At 69.0% G+C, this 21,323-nt stretch carries 21 protein-coding genes and 1 pseudogene; 12 read left to right on the forward strand and 10 right to left on the reverse strand.

What is annotated here, in order from left to right; all coding sequences use genetic code 11:
* Positions 1-165 precede the first annotated feature (165 nt).
* Positions 166-756, reverse strand: a complete 591-nt coding sequence (locus IEZ15_RS05390) for a GNAT family N-acetyltransferase (RefSeq protein ID WP_189274615.1) — start codon at positions 754-756, stop codon at positions 166-168.
* A 188-nt stretch (positions 757-944) separates the two neighbouring features.
* Between IEZ15_RS05390 and IEZ15_RS05395 the strand changes: the two genes are divergently transcribed.
* Positions 945-2,249 carry an eCIS core domain-containing protein gene (locus IEZ15_RS05395; protein ID WP_189274617.1) on the forward strand — a complete coding sequence of 435 codons (1,305 nt, stop codon included), beginning with the start codon at positions 945-947 and terminating at the stop codon, positions 2,247-2,249.
* Between the two features lie 91 nt (positions 2,250-2,340).
* On the opposite strand, the gene IEZ15_RS05400 is transcribed toward IEZ15_RS05395, so the two are convergent.
* The gene (locus IEZ15_RS05400) at positions 2,341-2,607 is read right to left on the reverse strand and encodes a DUF397 domain-containing protein (protein ID WP_189274619.1); all 267 of its coding nucleotides are present in this window, start codon (positions 2,605-2,607) and stop codon (positions 2,341-2,343) included.
* Positions 2,567-3,415, reverse strand: a complete 849-nt coding sequence (locus IEZ15_RS05405; protein WP_189274622.1) for a helix-turn-helix domain-containing protein — start codon at positions 3,413-3,415, stop codon at positions 2,567-2,569. The genes IEZ15_RS05400 and IEZ15_RS05405 overlap by 41 nt, the downstream gene beginning before the upstream one ends.
* A gap of 85 nt (positions 3,416-3,500) precedes the next feature.
* Here IEZ15_RS05405 and IEZ15_RS05410 point away from each other — a divergent pair, with 85 nt between their 5' ends.
* The gene (locus IEZ15_RS05410) at positions 3,501-3,938 is read left to right on the forward strand and encodes an ATP-binding protein (RefSeq protein WP_189274624.1); all 438 of its coding nucleotides are present in this window, start codon (positions 3,501-3,503) and stop codon (positions 3,936-3,938) included.
* A 6-nt stretch (positions 3,939-3,944) separates the two neighbouring features.
* Here the strand turns inward: IEZ15_RS05410 and IEZ15_RS05415 are convergent, their stop codons facing one another.
* Positions 3,945-4,766, reverse strand: coding sequence for a serine hydrolase domain-containing protein (locus IEZ15_RS05415; RefSeq protein WP_189274626.1), 822 nt, complete (start codon positions 4,764-4,766; stop codon positions 3,945-3,947).
* A 117-nt stretch (positions 4,767-4,883) separates the two neighbouring features.
* On the opposite strand from IEZ15_RS05415, the gene IEZ15_RS05420 reads away from it, so the two are divergent.
* Complete coding sequence (locus IEZ15_RS05420) at positions 4,884-5,345, forward strand: MerR family transcriptional regulator (RefSeq protein WP_189274628.1); 462 nt, start codon at positions 4,884-4,886, stop codon at positions 5,343-5,345.
* The gene (locus tag IEZ15_RS05425; RefSeq protein WP_189274630.1) at positions 5,345-6,358 is read left to right on the forward strand and encodes an aldo/keto reductase; all 1,014 of its coding nucleotides are present in this window, start codon (positions 5,345-5,347) and stop codon (positions 6,356-6,358) included. The genes IEZ15_RS05420 and IEZ15_RS05425 overlap by 1 nt, the downstream gene beginning before the upstream one ends.
* Positions 6,359-6,476: 118 nt before the next feature.
* Here the strand turns inward: IEZ15_RS05425 and IEZ15_RS05430 are convergent.
* The 4 genes and pseudogenes from IEZ15_RS05430 to IEZ15_RS05445 form a co-directional block, all read right to left on the reverse strand.
* Positions 6,477-6,881: pseudogene (locus IEZ15_RS05430) on the reverse strand (acyltransferase family protein); the annotation flags it as partial.
* A gap of 15 nt (positions 6,882-6,896) precedes the next feature.
* The gene (locus IEZ15_RS05435; protein ID WP_189274632.1) at positions 6,897-7,865 is read right to left on the reverse strand and encodes a DUF4429 domain-containing protein; all 969 of its coding nucleotides are present in this window, start codon (positions 7,863-7,865) and stop codon (positions 6,897-6,899) included.
* A gap of 85 nt (positions 7,866-7,950) precedes the next feature.
* Positions 7,951-9,162, reverse strand: coding sequence for an alpha/beta hydrolase (locus IEZ15_RS05440; RefSeq protein ID WP_189274635.1), 1,212 nt, complete (start codon positions 9,160-9,162; stop codon positions 7,951-7,953).
* 232 nt (positions 9,163-9,394) lie between these two features.
* Complete coding sequence (locus tag IEZ15_RS05445; protein WP_189274637.1) at positions 9,395-10,066, reverse strand: TetR family transcriptional regulator; 672 nt, start codon at positions 10,064-10,066, stop codon at positions 9,395-9,397.
* A 117-nt stretch (positions 10,067-10,183) separates the two neighbouring features.
* On the opposite strand from IEZ15_RS05445, the gene IEZ15_RS05450 reads away from it, so the two are divergent.
* Entirely contained in the window at positions 10,184-11,794 is a 1,611-nt protein-coding gene (locus IEZ15_RS05450) for an MFS transporter (protein WP_114244354.1), read from the forward strand.
* Positions 11,795-11,968: 174 nt separating this feature from the next.
* Positions 11,969-12,331 (forward strand): peptidase inhibitor family I36 protein, encoded by a 363-nt coding sequence (locus tag IEZ15_RS05455; protein WP_114244353.1) that lies wholly within the window; start codon positions 11,969-11,971, stop codon positions 12,329-12,331.
* 65 nt (positions 12,332-12,396) lie between these two features.
* Here IEZ15_RS05455 and aceE read toward each other — a convergent pair whose 3' ends face one another.
* Positions 12,397-15,138 (reverse strand): pyruvate dehydrogenase (acetyl-transferring), homodimeric type, encoded by a 2,742-nt coding sequence (gene aceE / locus IEZ15_RS05460; protein WP_114244352.1) that lies wholly within the window; start codon positions 15,136-15,138, stop codon positions 12,397-12,399.
* 469 nt (positions 15,139-15,607) lie between these two features.
* Between aceE and IEZ15_RS05465 the strand changes: the two genes are divergently transcribed.
* From IEZ15_RS05465 to IEZ15_RS05490, 6 genes are all read left to right on the forward strand, one after another.
* Positions 15,608-16,045, forward strand: a complete 438-nt coding sequence (locus IEZ15_RS05465) for a DUF3052 domain-containing protein (RefSeq protein WP_114244351.1) — start codon at positions 15,608-15,610, stop codon at positions 16,043-16,045.
* A gap of 206 nt (positions 16,046-16,251) precedes the next feature.
* Positions 16,252-16,710, forward strand: a complete 459-nt coding sequence (locus IEZ15_RS05470) for a peroxiredoxin (RefSeq protein ID WP_093895495.1) — start codon at positions 16,252-16,254, stop codon at positions 16,708-16,710.
* 147 nt (positions 16,711-16,857) lie between these two features.
* Positions 16,858-17,433, forward strand: coding sequence for a TerD family protein (locus tag IEZ15_RS05475; protein ID WP_114248977.1), 576 nt, complete (start codon positions 16,858-16,860; stop codon positions 17,431-17,433).
* 185 nt (positions 17,434-17,618) lie between these two features.
* A complete protein-coding gene (locus IEZ15_RS05480) occupies positions 17,619-18,194 on the forward strand; it encodes a TerD family protein (protein ID WP_114244350.1) in 576 nt (191 codons plus the stop codon).
* A gap of 71 nt (positions 18,195-18,265) precedes the next feature.
* On the forward strand, positions 18,266-19,408 hold the full coding sequence (locus IEZ15_RS05485) for a DUF475 domain-containing protein (protein ID WP_114244349.1): 1,143 nt from the start codon (positions 18,266-18,268) through the stop codon (positions 19,406-19,408).
* Positions 19,409-19,549: 141 nt separating this feature from the next.
* Positions 19,550-20,284 (forward strand): TerD family protein, encoded by a 735-nt coding sequence (locus IEZ15_RS05490; protein ID WP_114244348.1) that lies wholly within the window; start codon positions 19,550-19,552, stop codon positions 20,282-20,284.
* 85 nt (positions 20,285-20,369) lie between these two features.
* Here the strand turns inward: IEZ15_RS05490 and IEZ15_RS05495 are convergent, their stop codons facing one another.
* Entirely contained in the window at positions 20,370-21,248 is an 879-nt protein-coding gene (locus IEZ15_RS05495; protein ID WP_189274639.1) for a TerD family protein, read from the reverse strand.
* Positions 21,249-21,323 lie beyond the last annotated feature (75 nt).

Raw genomic sequence — 21,323 nt, forward strand, 5'->3', positions numbered from 1 at the left:
AGACGTCCGGTACGGGCCGCGGTGCTCGTCCGGAAATCCCGAACCGCCGTATGGTCAGCGGGCCTGTGGTGAACCTTCCCGGCCGGAACGCCCGGAGAGTGCCGGGAAGCGTTCGTCGTGGCGGTGGTGGTGGCTGTGCCACCACCACCCCTCGACGGCGAAGGGCTACCGGTCCCCGTCCCGGCGCCACATCGACCACATCGGCGGTCCTGCCCGGAACGTCATCTCCTCCTGCACAGTGAAGCCGTGCCGCTGGTAGAAGGTCAGATTGCGGCGGTTGCTCGACTCCAGGAACACCGGCCGCCCGTCCGCGTCCGCCCGCTCCAGCAGCCCGCCGAGCACCCGCGCCCCGCGCCCCGTGCCGCGCGCGTCCGCCCGGGTGCCGATGTACTCCACGTACCAGTGCTCGGGACCGGCCGGGTGGCGGTGCTCCATGGTGAACAACCGCTCGGCGGTGCGCGGGAGTTGGGCACGGCCCGCACGCAGGAGCGGACCCGCGTTGCGCAGCAGGTACGTCACCGGCAGCTTCCACTTCCCGGGCTCCGCCCATACGGCCGCCACCGTGCGGTCCGGATCGGTCCACACCCGGCCCGCCGGGACCTGCTGCGTCAGATGTGCGGTGAACAGCAGCCGCAGCCGCCGGTCCCGGTCGCGCGGCATCAGCCAGGACCAGACGGGGTCCTCGGCGTAGGCACTCGCGAGTACGGAGGCGAGCGCGGGGACGTCGGCGGCGGCAGCGCGGACTATGTCGGCCATGGCCGAGGAGGGTAGCGGTTCCTGGGCCGCCGGGCTCCATCCCGCGCAGGATGTGTTGAGCGGTCGCGTCGGCCATGGCTGTCTGTCCGGCGAGTCGGCCGATTCTGCCCTCGTGTACCTGGCCCGCACCGGCGTGGGCCGCGTAGTCATGGAGGGGTCTCCACCGTGCCCCCTCCGGAAGGCTTCTGATGCACGCACGTGAATCCGACCGCATCCTCGGCAGCGGCACCCGCGGTTCCGCTCGCGCGCGTACATCCGCTCGCGCGCGTACACCGGAGGAGAGTCCGGACGAGAGCGAGTTCCCCGCACAGGCGCCGCTCGCCCTCCAGGGCAGCATCGGCAATGCCGCCGTCGTCCAGATGCTCCGGCAGGCCGGGCACCCCTGGGCGCAGCCCGAGGAGCAGCTGCACGATGCGGGCTGCGGGCACGGGCAGGCCGGGCAGCCCCAGGTGCAGCGTTCCGCCGTCCACGAGGTCCTGCGTACCGGCGGCAAACCCATGGACGCCGTGCTCCGGGAGGAGATGGAGGCCCGCCTCGGCGCCGACTTCTCCGACGTACGCATTCACGACGGCAGCGCCGCCCGTGCTTCGGCCGCCGAGGTCGGCGCCCGCGCCTACACCTCCGGCCACCATGTCGTCGTCGGCCCCGGCGGAGGCGACAAACACACCCTCGCCCACGAACTGACCCACGTCATCCAGCAACGGCAGGGCGCCGTCTCCGGCACCGACAACGGCGCGGGCCTGAGGATTTCCGACCCTTCGGACACCTACGAGCGGGCTGCGGAGCAGAACGCCCGCCGGGTCATGTCCGCACCGGTGCGGACCGGGGTCCCCGGCGACCGGGAGGCCCCCGGACCGGCCGTGTCCTCGACCGCAAAGACGCCGGTCCAGCGTGCCGGCGACTGGAAGAACAATCCGACAAAGAACGCCCTGGCCGCGGAGAAAACCGCCAACCCGGGCAACGCACTCGTGCACACCTTGCACCACATCGTGCCCAAGTCGCTGCTCGAAAAATTCGCCGGGCTCCTCACCCCGACCCAGCTGACCGAGGTCGTGACGGCTCTGGCGCCGGTCGCCCCGACGGCGTTCACGACGAACAGCGACCAGCTCGCCTCCGTCTCCAAGGCGCTGAAGAATGTTCCGGCCAATTTCGCTCTCGGCCCTGAACCGCAGTCCAGGAACGACGACCCGGGCAGCAGCGGACCGGACCTCAACTTCACCGAGGACGGTGCCATCACGCCCCGCTCCGAACAGTTGGAGCATGTCTACGACTTCATCGAGGCGAAGGTCAGCGCCGGGGCGGCTGTCACTCAGGCGGATTTGGAGAATGAGTTCATCGATCCGATGAAGGTGGCCTGCGTCGAGCACAACGCCGTGGTCGCTCGTCTCGGTCTCGCGGGCGGCGTGGGCCTCGACCCGAACCGGACGGCCTGGTCGGGGAACGCGGCCACGCGGTCCCAGCGCCGGACCCACATGATCGAACCGCTCATCTGACCCTTGACCGGCCCCCGGTCATGACGGAGGGGCTCGGGACGACAGTCGGTCGTCCCGAGCCCCCTGGGCCGTACGGACTTTCGCTGCGACGTCAGACGAGCCCGTCCACGAAGCTCTGCCAGGCGTCGGCCCCGACGACGAGGACGGGCCCGTCCGGGTTCTTGCTGTCGCGCACGGGTACGGCGCAGGGGAGGCCGTCGGCCACCTCGACGCAGTCGCCGCCGTTGGTGCCGCTGTAGCTGGACTTGCGCCAGGCCGCGCCGCCGGTGACGGTGCACTCGACGCATTCGCCGCCGGTGTTTCCGCTGTAACTGGACTTACGCCACCGCGCGTTCTTCAGCTCGGGACCGGTCTCCATAACGCTCCTCCATCACGCGGGTGATCAGAGCCGCTGAATCCTCGACGGAGAGGGCGGCGGCCTGCAAGCGAGCGTAACGGAGCGCGGCCTCCCTGACCGTGTCGGGGCTGGCCGTCATATGGCCGGAGATGACGTCCTCCGTGTAGACGATGTCGGGGTCGTCGTCGAAGCGCATGGTGGTGAACGATCCGGCGAGGCTGGCGTGTTCACCGGCCGCGAAGGGCAGCACCTGGATCTGCATCCAGCGGTGGTCGGCGACGTCCAACAACCGCTGGAGTTGCTTCCGCATGACCTCGCGGCCCCCGATCGGCCGGTGCAGCACGGCCTCGTCGAGAACGGCCCAGGCGAGCGGCGGCCGTTCCCGCTCCAGGATCCGCTGACGCTCGATCCGGGCCGCCAGCAGGTTTTCGAGGTCGTCCGGCATACCGGTGGCCAGTACCGCCCGCGCATACTCCTCCGTCTGCAACAGCCCGTACACCAACTGCGCCTGGTACGTGGAGATGTATGCCGCGCGGGCCTCCATGTCCGCGTACGGCTGGAACCAGGTCGGCAGCTGGCTGCGCAGGACCAGGCCGACGAGGCGCGAGAACACACCGCCCGTGCCGAGTGCCGCGTCCACCCGCTCGGAGAAGTCGCGGGTGGGGATCTTCTTCGTCGTCTCGATCTGGCCGATCAGGGAGCCGGTGCAGAAGATGATGTCGCCGAGCTGGCCCTGTTTGAGGTTGTTGGCCTCTCTCTGGCGGCGCAGCTCCCAGCCGTAGTAGTCCAACGGGGAAGCACTGGGGTCGAGTGTCTGGACGTTGGGCACGGCGGGGCACCTCCGGCGTTCAACGCCTCACGGCGTTCAGTTCGGTACGTAGCCGAGCGTAATCGTGTCGCTGCACTCTGGTGACATGAATCACGTAATTGATCCGCAGGCCGACGATCTGCTGGAGGCGACCTACCGCGCCGACTTCGCGATGGGCGAGCACTCGGCCCGGCATCTGCGCCGCATCCTGCGCCTTTACCTCACCGTCTGGGGGCTCCTCGACATCGCCGACGCGGCCGAGTTGGCGCTCACCGAGCTGATCGCCAATGTTGTGCGGCACGTCCCCGGCCGCCGCTGCCAGACGCTCATCTTCCTGCTCCCGGCAGGGGGCGTGCGGGTCGAGGTCGCGGACGGCTGCCCGGAACTGCCCCGCGCGGTCATGGGCGATGCACTCGACGAGGGCGGGAGAGGGTTGGTCCTCGTCGACGCCGTCACCGACCGCTGGGGCGCGGAACCGCGCCGCGACGGCCGTGGCAAGACGGTGTGGTTCGAGTGTCTGGCCACGAAAGCGGCCGACGGGTGAGGTCTTTCAGAGGCCGGAGCGCAGCTCCGCGAGCACCGCGTCCGTGAACGGCGGCCACGCCTCCACGGCCCACGGGCCGAAGGCCCGGTCCGTGAGCGCGACGCAGGCCGCGCCCGCCACCGGGTCGATCCAGAGGAAGGTCCCCGACTGGCCGAAGTGGCCGAAGGTCGCGGGCGACGAGGAACTGCCCGTCCAGTGCGGCGACTTGTGGTCCCGGATCTCGAAGCCGAGCCCCCAGTCGTTGGGGTTCTGGTGGCCGTAGCCGGGCAGCACGCCCTTCAGGCCGGGGTGTACGACGGTCTGCGCGGCCAGCACCGTGCGCGGGTCGAGCAGTCGTGGCGCCTGCACCTCTGCCGCGAACCGCGCCAGATCGTCGACGGTCGATATGCCGTCCTTGGCGGGCGAGCCGTCCACCGTGGTCGAGGTCATCCCGAGCGGTTCCAGCACCGCCTGGCGCACATACTCCGGGAACGGGATGTCGGTGGCCTTGGCGATGTGGTCGCCGAGGACCTCGAAGCCCGCGTTGGAGTAGAGCCGCCGGGTGCCCGGAGCGGCCGTCACCCGGTGCTCGTCGAAGGCGAGCCCGCTGGTGTGCGCGAGCAGGTGCCGGACGGTGGAGCCCTCGGGCCCGGCCGGCTCGTCGAGCTCGACCGCGCCCTCCTCGTACGCCACGAGCGCCGCGTAGGCCGCGAGCGGCTTGGTGACGGAGGCGAGCGGGAAGCGGTGCGCGGTCGGGCCGTGCGCACCGACGACGGTGCCGTCCGCTCGTACGACGGCAGCCGCCGCGGTGGGGACGGGCCAGTTGTCGATCATCGCCAGGCTCTGCATACGTATGAGCCTAAAGGCCCGTCCTGCACGGCTCGGAGGGGGTGGCCCGGCCGCCGCCGAAACCCGTCCCTGTTTACGCTTGCTTCGAGTGCACTCCAAGGTTCTAGCGTGGAGGTCATGACGGTGATGGAGAGCACTTCCGCAAAGACGGACGCATGCGCATCGGCGCCCAGGGCGCATCCGCGCCCCGAGGGCCAGGACCGCTACACCATCAGCGAGGTCGCCGCCGTCACCGGGCTCACCGCGCACACCCTGCGCTGGTACGAGCGGATCGGGCTGATGCCGCACGTCGACCGTTCGCACACCGGTCAGCGCCGCTTCACCAACCGTGACCTGGACTGGCTGGCCTTCGTAGGCAAGCTGCGGCTGACCGGGATGCCGGTCGCCGACATGGTCCGGTACGCGGAGCTGTTGCGCGAGGGCGAGCACACCTTCGAGGAACGGCAGGAGCTGCTGGAGGCGACCCGCCGCGACGTGAGGACGCGGATCGCGGAGCTCCAGGACACCCTCGCCGTCCTCGACCACAAGATCGACTTCTATGCGAGTGCCCGACGGGCGCCGGAAAGGCCTTGTGCCTGATGACTGACAACAAGATCACCACCGTGGAGCTCGGCATCGGCGGCCCGCAGGTCGGCGTGCAGGGACTCGGCTGCATGGGCATGAGCGAGTTCTACGGGGACACAGATGAGTCCGCCGCGCGCGAGACGCTGGAGACGGCGCTGGCGGCCGGTGTCACCCTCTTCGACACCGCAGATGTGTACGGTCGCGGCGCCAACGAGGAGTTCCTGGCGCCGTTCGTCGGGGCGCACCGGAGCGAGATCACCCTCGCCACGAAGTTCGCCATAGAGCGGACCGACGACCCGCAGTACCGCGGCGTGCGCAACGACCCCGCGTACATCCGCCAGGCCGTCGAGGACAGCCTGCGCCGACTGAACACCGATGTCATCGACCTGTACTACATGCACCGCCGCGACCCGGCTGTCCCGCTGGCCGAGTCCGTCGGCGCGATGGCCGAGCTGGTGCAGCAGGGCAAGGTCAAGCAGCTCGGGCTGAGCGAGGTGACCGGCGCGGAGCTGCGCGAGGCGTACGCCGTGCACCCGATCGCCGCCCTGCAGTCCGAGTGGTCGCTCTTCAGCCGGGACGTCGAGCGCAGTGCCGTGCCCGCCGCGGTCGAGCTCGGTGTGACCTTCGTGCCGTACTCGCCGCTCGGCCGGGGTTTTCTGACCGGGGCGTTCACGGACGCGGCCAAGGACCTGTCGGACGGCGACTTCCGCAAGTACCAGCCCCGCTTCACGGGCGACAACGCGAAGACCAACGCCGCCCTGCTGGAGCCCGTCCACAAGATCGCGGCGGCGCACGGTGCGTCGGCCGCGCAGGTGGCGCTCGCCTGGGTGCAGCAGCGGGCCCAGGTGCACGGTCTGACCGTGGTGCCGATCCCGGGCACCCGCAAGAGCAGCCGGCTGCTGGAGAACGTGGCAGCGACCCGGCTCACGCTGACGGCGCAGGAGCTGGCACTGCTGGAGCCGATCGCGGGGCAGGTGGCGGGGGACCGGTACCCGGACATGAGCTCGACGTCCGCCGCGCGCGAGTAGTCGTCTCCGGCGGGCTGGGGCGCCCGGCGATCGTTGTGTCCTCAAGCGCCGGACGGGCTTGAAAGATGCGCTCAATCGCCGGGCGGGCCGGGTTTTGCCGGGCGGGCTGGGTTTTCCCCTACGCCGGCCCCAGTGCGTACACCGCGAACCCCGTCGCCGGCAGGCCCGCCGCCGCCCTGCGGACATTCGCCGCACGCGTACCGGCCTGCCACGGGGCCTCGAACCGCCGTGCGTACCGCGCGATCAGTATCAGCAGCCCCGCGAACACCGGCATCCACGCGACGCGCGCCAGGATCCAGCCGACCGTGTCGGGCCCGGTCGTCAGCCCCGGCACCGCACCGGCGAACGACGCCGGGACCGCCGCGGCCAGCATCGCCGTCTGGTGCCGGCACAGGATCGTCATCGCGGACAGGTTGATGACGACGACCGGTGCCCACACCAGCGGCCTGCGCAGGAACCCGCCGATCCGGTCCCGCAGCAGGATCGCCGCACCGCTCTGCGCGGCGGCCGGCGCCAGGACGAGCCCGGCACCGCACCCCTACAACTCGGCGAGCAACTGGGCCTTCTTCGCACTGAACTCGTCGTCCGTCACCAGGCCCGCCCGGTGCAGTTCCCCGAGGTGCCGGATCCGCTCCGCGATGTCCGCGGGATCGCGCCGCCCCACGCCTGCCGGTACGGCGGCCGGCGCGGCGGGGGCCGGATGCTTCCTGCGTACGGATTCCAGTACGGCCGCGGCGAACGGCAGCGACTCGTGCACCGGGCCGTAGCCGAGGCCGAAGACCACGGCGGCCGGGTCCTGGTCGGCCCGGGCGGGGCGGGGGACCATCGGCTGTGCGTTCTGCACCGTGCCGGAACCGAGCCTCGTGACCGGCTCCGTACCCGTGCCGAGGCCGGTACCCGGGCCCGGTCCCGGAGCCGCATATTCCTGGCCTCTCGGCACCAGCCGCAGATAGCCGTCGAAGGCCTCCGGCGAGCGCCACTCGACGCCGCTCAGCTCCGTCACCGGGAACGTCTGGTCGCCGGCCTTCCACTTCGCCGTGGAGGCGCCCGTCCAGAACCACCGGAAGGAGACCCGGTCGCCGTCGAAGCCGGCCCGGCCGTCGTACGCCTTGAACTGCATCGGCGCCTCGGGGGCCGCGACCAGGAACCGGTCGGCGGGCTCCGCGGCGTCGGGACCGAGCAGGGCGCGCAGTTCGTCCGCGTAGTACTCGGCGAGCGTCTCGCGCTCGGCGGGGAGTACCAGCCGGTACGGATCGCAGCCGTCCTTCAGTTGCCCGGCCGCAGCCTCCAGCAACGGGTCGGCACCGGGTCTCGGTACCGCGTGCAGGACCACCGTGCCCCGCTTGCCCGGGGTCAGCGTCACCGATGACAGCGCCGCGTGCGGGACGCGGCGCTCACGCAGGCTCTGGAAGAGCTTCGGTGTGCGTATTCCCCGTTCGAAGCGGATGAGCACGGAGTCGGTGTCGAACTCCCAGGTGGCATGAATTCCGGCCAGCACATCACCCATGTGCCTCATCGTATGCGGCACTTGCCCGCACGTCCCCCTTCGGCGTAAGTCCCGATTTGCGGCCGCCCATGGCTCGCCGTGTTCGTCAGATTCCCTGGCTGCCGGTGACTCCGTCGTGGCAGGCACTGTCGGAGTTCGCACAACTGACCGAGCTGTAGGCGCCCACACCGATGGAGGCGAAGTTGCTGAGGCTCTCGGTGCCCGGCTCGAAATAGCCGCTGTGCCCGACCGCACCGCCCGCCGAGACGATGCGTGCGCCGAAGCCCGGGTCGACCGGATCGGCACCGTGCCCGAGACCGCCCAGTTCCAGGTTCGGTACGTCCTCGATCCAGTCGTCGTGGTCCCGCATCGCCCACACCCTGGCCCCGGTGCGCAGCTGCCCCGCGTTCTCCACCCGCATGCCGGGGCTGCCCGCGACCGCGATGTCGGCGACCCTGGAGGGCAGTTCATGCGCGGCGACACCGCACAGCACCGAGCCGTAGCTGTGGCAGAACAGCGAGATGGGGGCGTCCCCGGGCAGCGCGCCCAGCAGCGCGTTCAGCCGCACCGCCCCGCGCTGGGCGAGGTTCCCTATGGCCGCGTCCATACCGATTCCGGCGGGCGTGGTGTAGTCGGCCCAGGCGATGACGGCGGTACGGGTGCCGGGGCGCGCGGCGCGCTCCGCCGCGTACAGCGACTTCGCCATGCCGACCGGCGCGGCATTCACCATGGGGGCGGACCGCTCCAGCGTCAGCAGGTTGGTGTCGACCCCGGGCACGATCACCGAGACCCGGTCGGCCCGGTCGAGATCACCGAACACCTCTGCGGCTCGGCCCTTTCCGGACGGGTCGAAGGCGAGGATGTGCCGCCCCTCGGCGAGCATCGACCGGAAGCGGTTCATCCGGCGGAGCGCCTCGGCGCGGCCGTCGGGGGAGAGCCTGGCGTCGTGCATGCGCTGCCGCTCGACCTTCCGCGCCTGCGCCAGGGCCAGCCGGTTTGCGTGGTAGCGCAGGGTGACCGGGGCGCCGTTCAGATTGCCCACGACCAAGGGGTACTTGTCGGCGAGACGGGTGCGCTGAGCGGCCGTGAGCGTGGCGAAGAACTGCGCCAGACGGCGCGGTGGTGCGTCGGCGTCCGGCAGTGCACGACCCGCCACGTGGCCCCGCGCCCAGGAGGCGAGTGCGACGGTGCGTGGCTCGTCGGAGTGTGGGTGACGTACGGCGGTCCAGCCAGTGGTCGCCAGCATCACGAACACAACCGCGACGGCGAGCAGTGCGCGCCATGCGGTGAGCGTGGGGGAGGAGTCGAAGGAAGTCACTCCGGCCCACATTAGGAGACGCGCGACGGCAGCCGTGAAGAGGGTGACACACATCACCCGGCTGTCGGGAATTCAAGGCGGTTCATTTCACGCTGTGTTGGTGCGGCGCGCACACTCGGGCGCGCGGAATGCCCCCGGAGCGTCGCATATGGCCACCGGGGCACGGCGGTTGTGAAGTCGGTCATGCCGCGGCAGTGAGGCGTGCGGCACATCGGACGGAGTTTCCATGTCGCTACCCGGGCCCGGCGCCGGCCCCCGCCCGCCAGTTTCCGGCCAGTGCCGGTCCGAGCTGGTCCAGGTACACCTCGGTCAGGGCGCGCAACGAGTCCATGCTGGTGTCCCGCCCGTGCCCCCAGAGCTGCCCGGTCACCCGCATCACCCCGGAGAACGCGGCCACGGCGACCCTCGGCCGGGGGTCCGTCCGCACGTCGAGCCCCTCGCGCTCGGCGATCAGCAGCGCGACCTGGTTCTCCAGATCCACGCTGCGCCGCAGGTGGGCGGCGAGCAGCGACGGCGTCGACTCGATCATCCGGTACGTGCGCATATGGAGTTCGACCGTGATGATCGCCTCGATCGCCTCACCGATGCTGTTCCAGGCGCAGAGGACCGCGCTGCGCATTGCCTCGAACGGGGCTTCCGAGGCGGGACGCCGGCGCAGCTCCGAGAGGAAGTGCGACTCCACCATCTCCTGGATGGCGAAGGCGGCCTCCTCCTTGCTGGCGAAGTAGCGGAAGAAGGTGCGCTGGGAGACCTCGACGGCGTCGACGATCTCGTCGACGGTGGTCTCCTCGTACCCCTGTCCGGTGAAAAGATCGAGGGCGGCGTGCAACAGGGCGTCCCGGGTGCGTCGCTTCTTCCGTTCGCGCAGTCCGGTCGGATACACGGCCTGCTGCTCATCGGTCACTGAAGTGGTCCTCTTTCACCTGCTTTGTCCAGCTCAGCTTGCGTGTGAGCTACGTGACAGTTACCGGCATGTGAAATGGTTTGTCAACTGTCAGCGGCTGACACTAATCTCCCGGGCATGACTAGTCAGACCACCGTCGAAAAGGCGTCGCGGGAGCCGCAGGACACCGCCGTGCCCGCACCTGCCAAGGGGCTGCGCGGCCACCCCTGGCTGACGCTCTTCTCCGTGGCCATCGGCGTGATGATGGTCGCGCTCGACGGCACGATCGTCGCGATCGCCAACCCCGCCATCCAGCAGGACCTGGGCGCCTCGCTCGCCGACGTCCAGTGGATCACCAACGGCTACATGCTTGCCCTCGCGGTCTCTCTGATCACTGCGGGCAAGCTCGGTGACCGGTTCGGCCACCGCCAGACCTTCCTCATAGGTGTCGTCGGCTTCGCCGCGGCATCGGGGGCCATCGGCTTCTCCAGCAGCGTCGCACTGGTGATCGCGTTCCGGGTGCTCCAGGGCCTCTTCGGCGCCCTGCTGATGCCCGCCGCGCTCGGCCTGCTGCGCGCCACCTTCCCGGCCGAGAAGCTGAACATGGCGATCGGCATCTGGGGCATGGTGATCGGCGCCTCCACCGCGGGCGGCCCGATCCTCGGCGGTGTGCTCGTCGAGCACGTCAACTGGCAGTCGGTCTTCTTCATCAATGTGCCGGTCGGTGTGATCGCGCTTGTGCTGGGCCTGGTGATCCTCAGGGACCACCGTGCCGAGAACGCGCCGCGTTCCTTCGACATCGGCGGCATCGTGCTGCTGTCACAGGCGATGTTCTGCCTGATCTGGGCGCTCATCAAGGGCGCCGAGTGGGGCTGGGGCGACTACAAGACGCTCGGCTTCCTGGGCGCCGCCGTGGCCCTGTTCGTGGTCTTCGCCTTCTCCCAGAAGAACGTCAGGGAGCCGCTGATCCCGCTGGCGATGTTCCGGTCCGTGCCGCTGTCCGCGGGTGCGGTCCTGATGGTGCTGATGGCCTTCGCCTTCATGGGCGGGCTGTTCTTCGTCACCTTCTACCTCCAGAACGTGCACGGTCTGAGCCCCGTCGACAGCGGTCTGCACCTGCTGCCGCTGACCGGAATGATGATCGTCGCCTCGCCGCTCGCGGGCGCCATGATCACCAAGTTCGGCCCGCGGGTTCCGCTGGTCGGCGGCATGGTGTGCACGGCGGTCGCCATGTTCGGCATGTCCCAGCTGGAGATCGGCACCAGCACCCTGACCATGTCGATCTGGTTCGGTCTGCTCGGCCTCGGCCTCGCCCCGGTGATGGTCGGTGCCACCGAGGTCATCGTCGGCAACGCGCCGATGGAGCTCTCCGGTGTCGCGGGCGGCCTCCAGCAGGCCGCCATGCAGGTCGGTGGCAGCCTCGGCACGGCGGTGCTGGGCGCGGTCATGGCCTCCCAGGTCGACTCGAAGCTGGCCGACAACTGGACGGCCGCGAAGCTTCCGCCCCTTACGCCGGAGCAGCTGGATGCCGCTTCCTCGGCCGTCGAGGTCGGTGTACCGCCGGTGGACGGCAACACTCCGCCGGAGGTCGCGGCGCAGATCGCGGGTGTCGCCCATGACACGTTCGTGTCGGGCATGAGCACGGCGTTCACGGTGGCCGGCATCGTCGCGGTGGTCGCCGCGCTGGTCGCCACGCTCACCAAGCGCGGTGCGAATGCCGAGGCGGGCGCGGGCGCGGGTCACATCTGATCGCTCGTCGCGATGCCCCGAGGCGTCAACACAGTGCGTACAACAGCCCCGTCGGACCGTTCCGGCGGGGCTGTCGCCTATCAGGGTGGTGCGACCCGCAACCCCTTCCCCGGGCGTCGCCCCGCAGGTCAGGGTGCGTGCAACTGATTCGCACCACCACGGGGGTCGATTTCCATGCGTACGACCGTTCTTGCCGCCGCCCTGGCCGCCACCGCCTTGATTCCGCAGGCCGCGGCCCACTCCGCACCCGCCCGGCCCGGGGCCTGCGGAAGCGGTCAGCTCTGTCTCTGGGAGAAGCCGGACTTCACCGGCGCCCGGCAGATCCACGAGCTGTCCACGATCGACATCGAGAGCTGTGTCCCGCTGCCGGCGGGCAGCGAGGTCCAGTCGCTCGCCAACCGCACGGGCCGGCCCGTCACCACGTACCAGTCGGCGGAGTGCGCCGAGACGGGTGAGTTCGAGACCTATCCGGGCGGCGGCACCTGGGTGCCCCGGTCCCCGTACCAGGTCAGGGCATTCAAGGTCTGGGAGAACTGACCGGACACGCCGAAGGGCGGCGGGACCAGGAGGTCCCGCCGCCCTTCATCCGCGGTTCGTCGTGCCTACGCGTCGCCGCCGGCCGCACCCGGGGCGGCCGCGGTCACATCCAGCAGCTCGTACCGGTCGATCGCCGTCTTCAGCAGCGAACGGTCGATCCGGCCCTCCTTCGCGAGCTCGGTGAGCACCGCGAGGACGATCGACTGCGCGTCGATGTGGAAGAACCGGCGGGCCGCACCACGGGTGTCGGCGAAGCCGAAGCCGTCCGCCCCCAGCGACTGGTACGCACCGGGTACCCAGCGCGCGATCTGGTCCGGTACGGAACGCATCCAGTCCGAGACCGCCACGAACGGGCCCTCGGAGCCGGAGAGCTTCCGCGTGACGTACGGGACGCGCTGCTCCTCCTCGGGGTGCAGCAGGTTGTACCGCTCCACGTCCACGGCCTCGCGGCGCAGCTCGTTCCAGGAGGTCGCCGACCAGACGTCCGCCCGCACGTTCCACTCGTCGGCGAGGATCCGCTGCGCCTCCACCGCCCACGGGACCGCCACACCGGACGCCATGATCTGGGCCGGGATCTCGCCCCGCTCGGCGCTCTTGTAGCGGTACACGCCCTTGAGGATGCCTTCGACATCCACGTTCTCCGGCTCGGCCGGGTGCTGGATCGGCTCGTTGTAGACGGTGAGGTAGTAGAAGACGTCCTCGTTCTCGTCGGGGGTCCCGCCGTACATCCGGCGCAGACCGTCCTTGACGATGTGCGCGATCTCGTAGCTGAAGGCCGGGTCGTACGCGACACAGCCCGGGTTGGTCGAGGCGAGCAGCTGCGAGTGGCCGTCCGCGTGCTGGAGACCCTCACCGGTCAGCGTCGTACGACCGGCGGTCGCACCCAGCACGAAGCCGCGCGCGAGCTGGTCGGCCATCTGCCAGAACTGGTCGCCGGTGCGCTGGAAACCGAACATCGAGTAGAAGACGTACACCGGGATCAGCGGCTCGCCGTGGGTGGCGTACGCCGAACCCGCGGCGATCAGCGACGCCGTGCAGCCGGCCTCGGAGATGCCGTCGTGCAGCATCTGACCGGTCGGCGACTCCTTGTACGCGAGCAGCAGATCGCGGTCCACCGCCTCGTACTGCTGACCCAGCGGGTTGTAGATCTTCGCGCTCGGGAAGAACGCGTCCATGCCGAAGGTGCGGTACTCGTCGGGCGCGATCAGCACGAAACGCCTGCCGATCTCCTTGTCCCGCATGAGGTCCTTCAGGATGCGGACGAACGCCATGGTCGTGGCGATCGACTGCTGGCCCGAACCCTTCTTCGCGGTCGCGTACGTCTTGTCCTCGGGGAGAACCAGCGGCTTCGCGCGCACCACACGGGTCGGGACGTAACCGCCCAGACCCTTGCGGCGGTCGTGCATGTACTGGATCTCCTCCGAGTCGCGGCCCGGGTGGTAGTAGGGCGGGTAGCCCTCGTCCAGCTGCTTGTCCGTGATCGGGATGTGCAGCCGGTCGCGGAACCTCTTGAGGTCCTCGACCGTGAGCTTCTTCATCTGGTGGGTCGCGTTGCGGCCCTCGAAGTTCGGCCCCAGCGTCCAGCCCTTGACCGTCTGCGCCAGGATCACCGTCGGCTGGCCCTTGTGGGCCTTGGCCGCCGCATAGGCCGCGTAGACCTTCTTGTGGTCGTGACCGCCGCGGCCCAGGTGCAGGATCTGGTCGTCGGTCATGTCCTTGACCATGTCGCGCAGCCGCGGGTCGTCCCCGAAGAAGTGCTCACGGATGTACGCGCCGGACTCGGTGGCGTACGTCTGGAACTGGCCGTCCGGCGTGGTGTTCAGCTTGTTGACCAGGATGCCCGTGCGGTCCTGCGCGAGCAGCGGGTCCCAGGAACGGTCCCAGACCAGCTTGATGACATTCCATCCGGCGCCGCGGAACTGCGACTCCAGCTCCTGGATGATCTTGCCGTTGCCGCGCACCGGACCGTCGAGGCGCTGCAGGTTGCAGTTGACCACGAAGGTGAGGTTGTCCAGGCCCTCACGGGCGGCGATGGAGAGCTGGCCGAGCGACTCGGGCTCGTCCATCTCGCCGTCGCCCAGATACGCCCACACATGCGACTGGGAGGTGTCGGCGATGCCGCGCGCCTCCATGTAGCGGTTCATCCGGGCCTGGTAGATCGCGCCGAGCGGGCCGAGGCCCATCGAGACGGTCGGGAACTCCCAGAAGTCCGGCATCAGCCGCGGGTGCGGGTAGCTGGACAGGCCGTTCGGCGCCTTCGACTTCTCCTGACGGAAGGCGTCGAGCTGCGCCTCGCTCAGCCGGTCGAGCAGGAAGGCGCGGGCGTAGATACCCGGGGACGCGTGCCCCTGGAAGAAGATCTGGTCACCGCCCAGACCGTCGTCCTTGCCCCGGAAGAAGTGGTTGAAGCCCACGTCGTACAGCGAGGCGGAGGAGGCGAAGGTGGCGATGTGGCCGCCGACACCGATCCCCGGACGCTGGGCGCGCGACACCATCACGGCCGCGTTCCAGCGGGTCGCGTTGAGGATCTTGCGCTCGATCTCCTCGTCGCCGGGGAAGAACGGCTCGTCCTTCGTGGCGATCGTGTTCACGTAGTCCGTGCTGCGCATCTCCGGCACGGCGACGCGCTTCTCGCGCGCACGCTCGATGAGCCGGAGCATCAGATAACGGGCCCGCTCACGGCCTCGCTCGTCGACTGCGGCGTCGAGCGAGTCGAGCCATTCCTGGGTCTCTTCGGGATCGAAGTCCGGGACCTGGCTCGGCAGGCCGCCAATGATGATCGGGTTGCGATCGGATCCGGAAGCCACGCTGTTCCTTCGCTATTAGGTGCTGCTCTACGGGGCCTGGGTTACGGGAGCACATGCCCCCGGGATGTATGCATGTACGCCATCACCATCGTGTACCGCAGGGGCGCAAACGTCATCTCTACCGAGGGGTAACCGCCGTGTTGCGAGACATCGCGTCCGTAGCGCGGGGATGGGCTGGTCCAAACCGCAACCATACGCCCAACCCGTCCAAGCGTTCCCAAAGGATGTTCGACTCCGAATGGCGGACCGAAACGGCATAAGCTGTGGAAGGACGTAAAGGGTGTGACGGTAGCGACGGCCCCCGCAGGGGACCTGCCGACAGTGCGGCGACGTGGCAGGGAACGTCACCGTTTAGGCGGTCTCGCACGCTGGGTACTTGCGCGATCCGCCGCTCCCGTGTGGACTACGGCCAATGCCCCGCGCACGCGCGTGGCTGAAGCATTTTCCGAACATGATCAGGAGGCAACCCGTGAGCGCGACCGCGGACCACGCGGAGGAACGGACCAACCCGGCAGCACGCCTGGGGTTCGAGCCCGGACAGGTGGTCCAGGAGATCGGCTACGACGACGACGTCGAGCAGGAGCTCCGTGAGGGCATTGAGGCCACTACCGGCCAGGATCTCGTCGATGAGGACTACGACGACGTCGCAGACGTCGTCCTGCTGTGGTTCCGCGACGAGGACGGCGACCTTACGGACGCGCTGGTGGATGCCATTGGTCTGATCGAGGACGGCGGCGCGGTCTGGCTGATGACGCCGAAGACCGGCCGTGATGGATACGTCGAACCGAGCGACATCAACGAGGCTGCACAGACTGCCGGTCTCTCCCAGACCAAGAGCATCAATGCAGGCAAGGACTGGACGGGAAGCCGTCTGGTGACACCGAAGGCGGCCAAAGCCAAGCGCTGAACCGCATTCGCCACGCACTCGCCCTGAAGACCCCCGACGGCATGAACCGCCGGGGGTCTTCTTCGTACGGCTCCGGGCGCCTTCTTCGTACGGCTGGGGCGCAGGGTGCCCCCGTGCGGGCGCTGCGTGGCCCGCTGCGGGCTCTGCGTAGGGTGGGAGCCACCCGGACAGCCCAGCCCGGTGAACGTAGTGAAGGGACGCGTTTCATGGCGATCGAGGTCGGCACCCAGGCCCCGGATTTCGAGCTGAAGGACAACCACGGCCGGACCGTGAAGCTCTCCGACTTCCGTGGCGAGAAGAATGTCGTGCTGCTGTTCTACCCGTTCGCCTTCACCGGCGTCTGCACGGGTGAGCTCTGCGCGCTCCGCGACGAGCTGCCGAAGTTCGAGAACGACGACACGCAGCTGCTCGCCGTCTCCAACGACTCCATCCACACCCTGCGTGTCTTCGCCGAGCAGGAAGGTCTCGAGTACCCGCTGGTCTCGGACTTCTGGCCGCACGGCGAGACCTCGCGGGCATACGGCGTCTTCGACGAGGAGAAGGGCTGCGCGGTGCGCGGCACCTTCATCATCGACAAGGAGGGCGTGGTGCGCTGGACCGTCGTCAACGGTCTGCCCGACGCGCGCGACCTCAACGACTACATCAAGGCGCTCGACACGCTCTGATCCGGGAGCGGAGGATCTGCGGGCGGCCCGGCCAAAAGCCTGCTTTGGCCGGGAACCGGTCACTAGGATCCACTCGTTGATCGGATGCCAACGCAACGTGGAGGCGCCGGCGCCCGCCGGCCCCCAAGGAAACCAATGGGAGGACTCGTGGGAGTCAGCCTCAGCAAGGGCGGCAACGTCTCGCTGACCAAGGCCGCGCCCAACCTGACCGCGGTCATCGTCGGTCTGGGCTGGGATGCCCGTACCACCACCGGTGGTGACTTCGACCTCGACGCCAGCGCCCTGCTGACGAACACCGAGGGCAAGGTCGGCAGCGACGGCAACTTCGTCTTCTTCAACAACCTCAAGAGCCCCGACGGATCCGTCGAGCACACCGGTGACAACCTCACCGGTGAGGGCGAGGGCGACGACGAGGTCATCAAGGTGAACCTGGCCGGAGTTCCGGCCGATGTCGACAAGATCGTCTTCCCGGTCTCGATCTACGAGGCCGAGGCCCGCCAGCAGAGCTTCGGCCAGGTGCGCAACGCGTACATCCGCGTGGTCAACCAGGCCGACAACAGCGAGCTGGCGCGTTACGACCTGAGCGAGGACGCCTCGACGGAGACCGCCATGGTCTTCGGCGAGCTGTACCGCAATGGGGCGGAGTGGAAGTTCCGCGCCATCGGTCAGGGTTACGCCTCGGGGCTGCGCGGCATCGCGCAGGACTTCGGCGTCAACGTCTGACAAGACGCGACCGGGCCGGGCCGGGCCGCCGGGGCGCAGCCCGGGCCACGCCGGCACGTACCCCGTCCGGCGCCGCACCCCGTGCGGCGCCGGACGCGCTGAACAGCCCGTTCAGCAGCTCAACTCCGGCTGCTGAACAGTTCAACGGCTCCACAGACGGTTCATCGACTCGGGGAGGACACACCATGGGCGTCACGCTCGCCAAGGGAGGCAATGTCTCCCTCTCCAAGGCCGCACCCAACCTCACCCAGGTGCTGGTCGGGCTCGGCTGGGACGCACGATCCACCACGGGCGCCGACTTCGATCTCGACGCCAGCGCGCTGCTGTGCCAGTCGGGCCGGGTGCTCGGCGACGAATGGTTCGTGTTCTACAACAACCTCACGAGCCCCGACGGCTCCGTGGAGCACACCGGCGACAACCTCACGGGTGAGGGCGAGGGCGACGACGAGTCGGTCATCGTGAATCTCACTCAGGTGCCGGCGCACTGCGACAAGATCATTTTTCCGGTCTCGATCCATGAGGCGGACAATCGCGGGCAGACCTTCGGCCAGGTCAGCAATGCGTTCATCCGCGTGGTGAACCAGGCGGACGGTCAGGAACTCGCGCGTTACGACCTCAGCGAGGACGCCTCGACGGAAACCGCGATGATCTTCGGCGAGCTCTATCGGTACAACGGCGAGTGGAAGTTCCGTGCAGTGGGACAGGGGTACGCGTCGGGGCTGCGCGGCATCGCTCTAGACTTCGGGGTCAACGTTTCGTAAAGCCGCGCACAGCGCGGGGGAGCCCCGCACACACCCGGGGGAGACCCGTTACATACACGATGGGGTAGCCAGTGCTTCTGAAAACCTTCGGCTGGTCGTTCGCGGTTACCGCGCTCGGCCTGGTCGCAGCGGTGATCTACGGGGGGTGGGAAGCCTTCGGAGTGGTTGCGATTCTTTCCGTCCTGGAGATCTCGCTGTCCTTCGACAATGCGGTGGTCAACGCCGGAATCCTGAAGAAGATGAATGCCTTCTGGCAGAAGATCTTCCTCACGATCGGTGTGCTCATCGCGGTCTTCGGTATGCGGCTGGTGTTCCCCGTCGTGATCGTGGCCATCACCGCCAAGATCGGTCCGATCGAAGCGGTCGACCTTTCCTTCAATCAGCCCGAGCGCTACCAGGAACTCGTCACCGACGCCCACCCGGCGATCGCCGCGTTCGGTGGCATGTTCCTGCTGATGATCTTCCTCGACTTCATTTTCGAGGACCGTGACATCCAGTGGCTGCGCTGGATCGAGCGCCCGCTCGCCAAGCTCGGCAAGGTCGACATGCTGTCGGTCTGCATCGCGCTGATCGTGCTGCTGATCTCGGCCATGACCGTCGCGACCAACGCGCACCAGCACGGCGGCGGTCACGCGGACAAGGCGGAGACGGTTCTGCTCTCCGGTGTCGCCGGTCTGATCACGTACCTCATCGTCGGCGGTCTCTCCGGCTTCTTCGAGAACAAGCTGGAGGAGGAGGAAGAGCGCGAGCACGAGGCCGAGGAAGAGGCCAAGCGGAGCGGCAAGAAGGTCTCCTCCGTCGTGCTCGCCGGTAAGGCCGCGTTCTTCATGTTCCTCTACCTGGAAGTGCTCGACGCGTCCTTCTCGTTCGACGGTGTCATCGGTGCCTTCGCCGTCACCAACGAGATCGTGCTGATGGCCCTCGGCCTCGGCATCGGCGCCATGTACGTCCGTTCGCTCACGGTCTACCTGGTCCGCCAGGGAACGCTCGACGACTACGTCTACCTGGAGCACGGCGCCCACTACGCGATCGGTGCGCTGGCCGTGCTCCTGCTCGTCACCATCCAGTACCAGATCAACGAGCTCATCACCGGCCTGACCGGCGTCGTGCTGATCGCCTGGTCCTTCTGGTCCTCGGTCCGGCGCAACAAGGCGCTGGAAGCCGAAGGCGGCGACGACGCCGGTTCCAAGGCGGAAGTCCCGTCCGGGGTGTGACCCGGTAGGGATTGAGGAACGCTCTCAGCGGGGCGGTCCGTACGGCGACGGTTCTCCGGGAAAACCCGGACCCGGCCCGGCGGCCGCCCCGCAGTGATGTGTGCGGGGCCGGTGTACCACCGATACGTATGGGGGTTGGGGATGGCGTTCTGGGACAGCCTGTGGCCGAGGCGGGAGGCGCAGTTCGAGTCGGGCAACGCGTCGACCAACTCCATCGTGCTCTCCAGGCGGCACGCCACGGTCTCGCTGACCAAGCAGGGTGCGCTGACCGGCAATCTGCGGGTCAACCTCTCCTGGCGGATGCGTACGTCCGACATCGAGGGCAGGTCGCGGCAGAGCGGCCGGCTGCTGCGCCCCATGAAGCTCTTCCAGCCCGATGTGGTCCAGGCGCACACCCAGGGCGTGGTCAATGTCGACCTGGACCTGGGCTGCATGTACGAGCTGAAGGACGGCACCAAGGGCGTGGTCCAGCCCCTGGGCAACCTCATCGGCGACCTGAACGTGCCGCCGTACATCCGGCTCAGCGGGGACGACCGCTTCGGAGCGCCGTCGGGCGAGACCGTCTATGTCAATCTCGACCAGCGCGACCAGATCAAGCGGCTGCTGTTCTTCGTCTACATCTACGACCAGACGCCTGCCTTCGACCGTACGCACGCCAAGGTGACGCTCTACCCGGGCAACGGCCCGCGGATCGAGATCGAACTCGACGAGCGAGCCCCGCAGGCCCGCTCCTGCGCCGTGTTCACGGTGGAGAACATCAAGGACGAGCTGATCGTGCGGCGCGAGGTGAAGTTCGTGTACGGATTCCAGTCGGAGCTGGACCGGCTGTATGGCTGGGGCCTGCAGTGGGGACGGGGCTACAAGTCCCGGACCTGAGCCGACGCCGGACGGGCCGCACGCGGTTCGGGGGCGCCTCAGGGGCCGTTCCGGGGCCGCGTTCCACGGCCGTCCCGCGGCCGTCTCAGGACCGTACGAACTGCGGCCCCTGCGGTGGCAGCACGAAATTCGGGTCGGGGGCCGGCGCCGCAGCCGCGGCAGGCTGCGGGTAGCTGTAGGCGGGCGGGGCGGCGGCAGGCTGCGGATACCCGTATGCGGGCTGGGGAGCGGGCTGCGGAGCCGGCTGGGCCACCGCGGGCTGCGGGTAGCCATAGGCGGGCTGCTGGTGCTGGACGGTGGCCTGCGAGTCGGGGCCGGGGGCCGGCGCGGGCGGGAAAGCGGGCGGCGGGAAAGCGGGCGCTGCTACGGGCGAGGGAACTGTTACCGGCGAGAGGGCCGGGTCGGGCTCCGCCGCGGCCTCCGCCTCGTCGACCGAGATGCCGAAGGCGGTCGCCAGACCGACCAGACCGGTCGGATAGCCCTGTCCCACGGCCCGGAATTTCCAGCCATCGCCGCGCCGGTAGAGCTCGCCGCAGATGATCGCCGTCTCCTCGCCGGTCTCCGGCCGCACATCGAAGACGGCGAGCGGGTCCCCGCCCGCCGATGCCGCGTCGAACAGCAGGATGCGCAGATCGCGCACCTGAGCGAATGCGGCTCCGTCGGAGGATGCGGCGATGACCACCTGATCGACCGAGGGGTCGAGTGCGTTGAGGTCGGCCTCGATGCTGTCCGTGAGCCCTTCGGGGACACTGCGCTTCGGCAGCCGTCGCACCAGGCCGGAGGGGTGGCGGGGCTGGTTGTAGAAGACGAAGTCCTCGTCCGAGCGCACGCGGCCACCGGCTCCGAGCAGCAGTGCCGAGGCGTCCACATCCGGGACCCCGGTGCCCGGGGTCCAGCACAGCACGGCCCGTACGGCCATGGCGCCCAGAGGGACGTTCGAGCCTTTCACCATCGCGTGCGTCATGCCCGTCATCCTGCCTGCTGGCTGCCTGTGCGGACAACGCGGGGGGGTGCACCGGATGTCTCGGAGTTGCGTCGG

It is taken from the genome of Streptomyces atratus, assembly GCF_014648655.1.
GTDB classification, from domain to species: Bacteria; Actinomycetota; Actinomycetes; order Streptomycetales; family Streptomycetaceae; genus Streptomyces; species Streptomyces atratus.

Bases quoted from the DNA above. Each gene is read 5' to 3' on its own strand.
- IEZ15_RS05390 (WP_189274615.1), bottom strand. From the start codon at position 756: ATGGCCGACATAGTCCGCGCTGCCGCCGCCGACGTCCCCGCGCTCGCC.
- IEZ15_RS05395 (WP_189274617.1), top strand. From the start codon at position 945: ATGCACGCACGTGAATCCGACCGCATCCTCGGCAGCGGCACCCGCGGT.
- IEZ15_RS05400 (WP_189274619.1), bottom strand. From the start codon at position 2,607: ATGGAGACCGGTCCCGAGCTGAAGAACGCGCGGTGGCGTAAGTCCAGT.
- IEZ15_RS05410 (WP_189274624.1), top strand. From the start codon at position 3,501: ATGAATCACGTAATTGATCCGCAGGCCGACGATCTGCTGGAGGCGACC.
- IEZ15_RS05415 (WP_189274626.1), bottom strand. From the start codon at position 4,766: ATGCAGAGCCTGGCGATGATCGACAACTGGCCCGTCCCCACCGCGGCG.
- IEZ15_RS05420 (WP_189274628.1), top strand. From the start codon at position 4,884: ATGACGGTGATGGAGAGCACTTCCGCAAAGACGGACGCATGCGCATCG.
- IEZ15_RS05425 (WP_189274630.1), top strand. From the start codon at position 5,345: ATGACTGACAACAAGATCACCACCGTGGAGCTCGGCATCGGCGGCCCG.
- IEZ15_RS05435 (WP_189274632.1), bottom strand. From the start codon at position 7,865: ATGGGTGATGTGCTGGCCGGAATTCATGCCACCTGGGAGTTCGACACC.
- IEZ15_RS05450 (WP_114244354.1), top strand. From the start codon at position 10,184: ATGACTAGTCAGACCACCGTCGAAAAGGCGTCGCGGGAGCCGCAGGAC.
- IEZ15_RS05455 (WP_114244353.1), top strand. From the start codon at position 11,969: ATGCGTACGACCGTTCTTGCCGCCGCCCTGGCCGCCACCGCCTTGATT.
- IEZ15_RS05470 (WP_093895495.1), top strand. From the start codon at position 16,252: ATGGCGATCGAGGTCGGCACCCAGGCCCCGGATTTCGAGCTGAAGGAC.
- IEZ15_RS05480 (WP_114244350.1), top strand. From the start codon at position 17,619: ATGGGCGTCACGCTCGCCAAGGGAGGCAATGTCTCCCTCTCCAAGGCC.
- IEZ15_RS05490 (WP_114244348.1), top strand. From the start codon at position 19,550: ATGGCGTTCTGGGACAGCCTGTGGCCGAGGCGGGAGGCGCAGTTCGAG.
- IEZ15_RS05495 (WP_189274639.1), bottom strand. From the start codon at position 21,248: ATGACGCACGCGATGGTGAAAGGCTCGAACGTCCCTCTGGGCGCCATG.